This window comes from Staphylococcus pasteuri (assembly GCF_030547725.1).
In the GTDB taxonomy this organism is placed as follows: domain Bacteria; phylum Bacillota; class Bacilli; order Staphylococcales; family Staphylococcaceae; genus Staphylococcus; species Staphylococcus pasteuri.
On the sequence record NZ_JAUOQO010000785.1, the window covers coordinates 1 to 244 of the forward strand.

Consider the following 244-nt stretch of genomic DNA (forward strand, 5'->3'; position numbering starts at 1 on the left):
GTAGCCACGAAGCCGCGGCTGTTTTGAGTTCTGCGTAGTTGGTGATAGCCATGATTAGCCTCTCAGGATGTTAAACGATTGACGATCTAGGCTTGCAGGTACTTCTGTCCTCAAAACAGCATTTGCGCCTTGATTCCAGTCTGACTTATTCGCACCATCAATGGCAGACATAAACAAGTCACGCCATACGGGGATTCTGTTGTCGTTGATGTAAGGTGCAGCGTTTGCCAATGCGCCATATAGG

At 48.4% G+C, this 244-nt stretch carries 1 protein-coding gene; it reads right to left on the minus strand.

Annotated elements, in window-relative coordinates:
* Positions 1–54: 54 nt before the first annotated feature.
* The coding region (locus Q4528_RS15500) for a hypothetical protein (RefSeq protein ID WP_303522609.1) at positions 55–244 on the minus strand (190 nt) is incomplete at its 5' end.